The following is a 3,958-nucleotide window of genomic DNA, read 5'->3' as shown; positions in this document are numbered from 1 at the left end:
CGAGGTGTCCCGTGACGGCGACGGACCTCGAGCGCGAAGTACGCATCGACTCGCGACGGATGGTCGAGGTCGGCGTGTTCTCTTGTTCGGTGGCTGGGCGGAGTCGGGACTTCTGAACGATCTCTGGGTATGGAATGGACGCGAATGGAGCCCGGTGAATGCGCCAGGCCCACCTCCGACCGGAGCGACCCGCTACGCTTACGATGACGAGCACGCCGCGCTCGTCATGTTCGGTGGACTCGTAGACCGGAAGAGTGTCGCCGACACCTGGACACTCCAGGGCTCCGAATGGCAGCGGCTCGATGAGAGGAAGAGCGCACCCGAGGCACGAAACGTTCACGCCATGGCCTATGACGCGAAGCGCGACCGCGTCGTCCTCTACGGGGGGATCGGCGCCGAAGGTCGCCTGGACGACCTTTGGGAGTGGGACGGCGTTTCCTGGCACCGCCTCGGTCCACCGAGGTGACAGATGACGCTATACTCCCCCGCACGCCTGTCGGAGGTCAAAGCGCGATGAGAATGAATCGCTTGGGCTCGGCCCTCGTTGTCTTCGCCGGTCTTTCGGTGTCAATGGGTTGCGACGCCGAGAACCAGGCGGCGCCGGCACCGGATCCTCAAAGGGCGATCGTCAAAGGAGGCGACGATCGCACCGGAGCCTACGATGCCGCGGAGAACTGGTGGAAGCCGGCGCCAGACCACGAAGGGCCATGGACTTGGGGCGAGGTCTCGGGCGTTGCCGTGGACAGCCCCGACCGGATCATCGTGGTGGTGTGGGGGGACCGGAACGGCGATGGCGAGGAGCGAGAGGGAAGCACGAACTACCTCGTGGTCGTCGATCGAGGCGGAAACATCGTGGAGAGATGGACGCAATGGGACTCGCTCCTGAACAAACCCCACCAGGTTTACATTAGTCCCTACGACCCCGAGCGCCACGTCTGGGTCGTCGAGCGCGGTGGCGGCCGCGGGGTCAACATGCAGATCCTCAAGTTCACCAACGACGGGAGCGAGCTGGTGATGCGCCTCTACGATCCCGACCATCCCACGAGCCGCGAAGAGGCGCGGGCGAACCCGCACCCCGGTCCCTATTCCTATGGCGACCCGGCGGTGCTGGCTTTTCTTCCGGACGGAAGCTTCCTTCTGGGAGACGGGTACTGGAACTCCCGTATCGTCAAGTACGACGCCGATGGCGAGTACGTGATGGAATGGGGCCAGCTTGGAAGCGGTCCCGGGCAGTTCGACCTCGTGCACGGGCTCGCGGTGGACCGCGAACATCGCGTCTACGTCGGCGACCGTACGAACAACCGTATCCAGATATTCACCGAGAAGGGTGAGTTCATCGAGGAGTGGCCGGACATTTCCGACCCCGTCGGCGTCTTCATCGACGACAACGATGCGGTCTGGGTGATCTCGGCGAGACTCAACCGGATTCTCAAGTACAACCGGGACGGCGAGCTCCAATACTACTGGGGTGCGTACGGGGGAACGAGGGGCGGCTTTCCCGGTGGCCTGTCGCGTCCCCACCAGCTCGACGTGGACCAGGAGGGTAACGTTTACGTCGCGAGCTGGGACGGCGGGTGGGTGAACAAGTTCGTTCCCAAGCCCGGCGCCGATCCGAAGAAGCTGATCGGAAGGTCCCTGGTACTAGCGAAGAAGTAGCCTTGCGCGAGAGAGTCATTGGCGCATGAAGCCACCGGCGTAGACATCGTCCGGCCCGAGCCTCGTATCGAGCTCGAAGGCCGCGGTGACGAGCTCGATGCTCCTCTCGAGCCGCTCTCGCGTCGCTCGCCCGTAGCCGTGCTCCTTCACGAAGGCCGTATCGATGGCGGCAATCGAAGCGTTCCACTGCGTCCGCATGAGCCCACGGTCCAGGGTCGGATTGTGCTCCAGCAAGATGGTAACCGCCTCATCCGGATGGTCGACGGCGTAGCGCACCGCGCGGGTCGTGGCGGCGGCGAATGCGCGGACTTCCTCGGGGCGTGACGCGATGCGGTCCTCGCGAGCGATCAGGAGATAGCCGAAGACGTCGTAGCCCCATTCGGCGAAGCTCGAGAAATGCACCGTCAGCCCTCGAGGCTCCGTCGCCCGCCGCAAGGTGGGCACGTCGCTATCGATCGAGGCGGTAACGAGATCGGCACGTCCTTGAAGAAGGAGCGGGAAGTAAACGCTCGGGTCCGCCGCTTGCCAGGTCAAGATCGACGGGTCGAGGCCCTCGAGGTGGTAGATGATGGGCAGGATGACCCGCGCACTGTCGGTGACCGACGCCGCGATTCGCTTGCCCGCGATCGATTCGGGCCGCCGATGGGGCGTGAGCGACGCGAGTCCGCTCGTGCTTTCGTCCATGTAGACCCCGAACGCCTTGAGCCCGGCTCCCTTTGCCACCGCCTGCACGAAGGGAGCGGTCTCGGCGATCCCGTAGTCGGCCTGGCCTCCTTCGAGCGCCGCGATCACCGAGCCGCTCCCGGTGGAAGGGAGGATCTCGATGTCGAAGCCCGCTTCGCGATAGAAACCCTTCTCCAGCCCCACGAAGAACGGCGCGTGGCGGCCGAGGAAGACGTAATTCGTCAGAAAGACGATCTCTCTGGGCGCCTCCTGCGCCCGCGAGGAGCGAGCACCTGGCAGGAAGGTGAGGCCAATGATTGCGGCAACCCACCGTATCAAGATAAGTAGTCTTTCAAGTCGAGACCTCGCCAGAGATCGCGCGGGGGCTCGGCGACCTCGGGAAAGCTCGGGTCCAGAGGCTTGGTGGCATCGACCCCCAGCCGGGTGGTCAAGAGCCCGGGTCCCGTGCCGCCCGTCTGCCATGGGAGATAACCCGTCGGATCCACCCGGGACACGTACGAGCCGGGCACGGTGAAGAACGACCGATCGGGCTGGGTCCGAGTCATCAGCGCCCACAGCACCTTGCCGTCATCGTAGATATCGACGTCCTCGTCCACGACGATGGCACATTTGAATCGATAGATGCCGAGGGCCGCGAGCGCGGCATTCACCCCGAGCCCCTCCATCTCCTTTCGGATTTGCACGTAGACTAGGTTCCCCGACCCGCAAACCGGAACGTGGATCGCGACGAGCTGAGGGATGAGCTCCTTGAGCCGAGGAAATAAAGCGCCCTCCATCCCCAGAGAAAAGAGAACGAGGTGCTCGGGTCCGACATTGAAGATGTCGTGAAAGATAGGCGCTTTACGATGAGTGATCGCGGTCACCTCGAACACCCGTGCCGGCTTGGGAGGCGCGTAGTACAGCCAGTAATCGCCGAAGGGCCCGTCATCATGCCAGACCTCCGTTCGGATCTTGCCCTCGATGACGATCTCGGCATCGGCGGGAACGAGCACGTCGACCGTCTCGGCCCGAACGACGTCCACGGGCTCGCCCAGGAGCCCGCCCATGGTCTCGAGATCGAGCTCGCCGAGCTTCCCCCGCTGTTGCGAGGCCATCCCCATCGCGGGGTGATGGCCGATCGCGATCGCGGCTTCGACGGGGAGCCCACGTTCTTCGGCTCCGCGGGTGATCTGAGCGCCATGGCTCAGGGGCGCCAGGTTCATCGTGAGTGCGGTCGACGAGAGCTTCAAGTTCCGGTAGATTCCTCCGTTCACAACGCCCGAAACCGGATCGCGCATGAAAGTCACGCCCGAGGTGAGATAGGCTCCGGCGTCCTTGGCGCAGTGGGTGATGAGCGGCAGCCGATCCAAGGACGCGTCATCACCGGTGAGGATGACGTCCTTGACGGGACCCTTCTCGACTCTTCGTGGTGGCAGGCGGCGAGTCGATGCCTCCGCGAAGCGGGTGACGACCTCGCCGGGTGTCGTATCGAGCGCGAGGGCGAGGTGTTTCTTGCTCGCGAAGAGATTGGCCACGACCGGCATCTTGTGGCCCGCGACCCGGTTGAAAATGAGGATCGGGAGTGAGCCCTCCGACTCCAGACGTTTCTGAACCGCGGAAAGCTCCCACTTCGGGCTCA

General features: G+C 64.2%; 4 protein-coding genes. 2 read left to right on the top strand and 2 right to left on the bottom strand.

All coding sequences use genetic code 11. The features are described 5' to 3' along the window. Together VEK15_14245 and VEK15_14240 are read left to right on the top strand one after the other, a co-directional pair. The coding region (locus tag VEK15_14245) for a kelch repeat-containing protein (protein HXV61853.1) at positions 1-466 on the top strand (466 nt) is incomplete at its 5' end. Positions 467-513: 47 nt separating this feature from the next. After that, complete coding sequence (locus VEK15_14240) at positions 514-1,656, top strand: hypothetical protein (protein ID HXV61852.1); 1,143 nt, start codon at positions 514-516, stop codon at positions 1,654-1,656. A gap of 15 nt (positions 1,657-1,671) precedes the next feature. Here VEK15_14240 and VEK15_14235 read toward each other — a convergent pair whose 3' ends face one another. Together VEK15_14235 and VEK15_14230 are read right to left on the bottom strand one after the other, a co-directional pair. Then, complete coding sequence (locus tag VEK15_14235) at positions 1,672-2,658, bottom strand: ABC transporter substrate-binding protein (GenBank protein ID HXV61851.1); 987 nt, start codon at positions 2,656-2,658, stop codon at positions 1,672-1,674. After that, the coding region (locus tag VEK15_14230) for a UbiD family decarboxylase (GenBank protein HXV61850.1) at positions 2,655-3,958 on the bottom strand (1,304 nt) is incomplete at its 5' end. The genes VEK15_14235 and VEK15_14230, both read right to left, overlap by 4 nt.

The organism is Vicinamibacteria bacterium, from assembly GCA_035620555.1.
In the GTDB taxonomy this organism is placed as follows: domain Bacteria; phylum Acidobacteriota; class Vicinamibacteria; order Marinacidobacterales; family SMYC01; genus DASPGQ01.
Note: the sequence above shows the minus strand (reverse complement) of the source record. Positions and strands in the feature narration are given on the sequence as shown.

Excerpts from the sequence above, each read along its gene's own strand:
- VEK15_14240 (HXV61852.1), top strand. The coding sequence starts at position 514 with ATGAGAATGAATCGCTTGGGCTCGGCCCTCGTTGTCTTCGCCGGTCTT.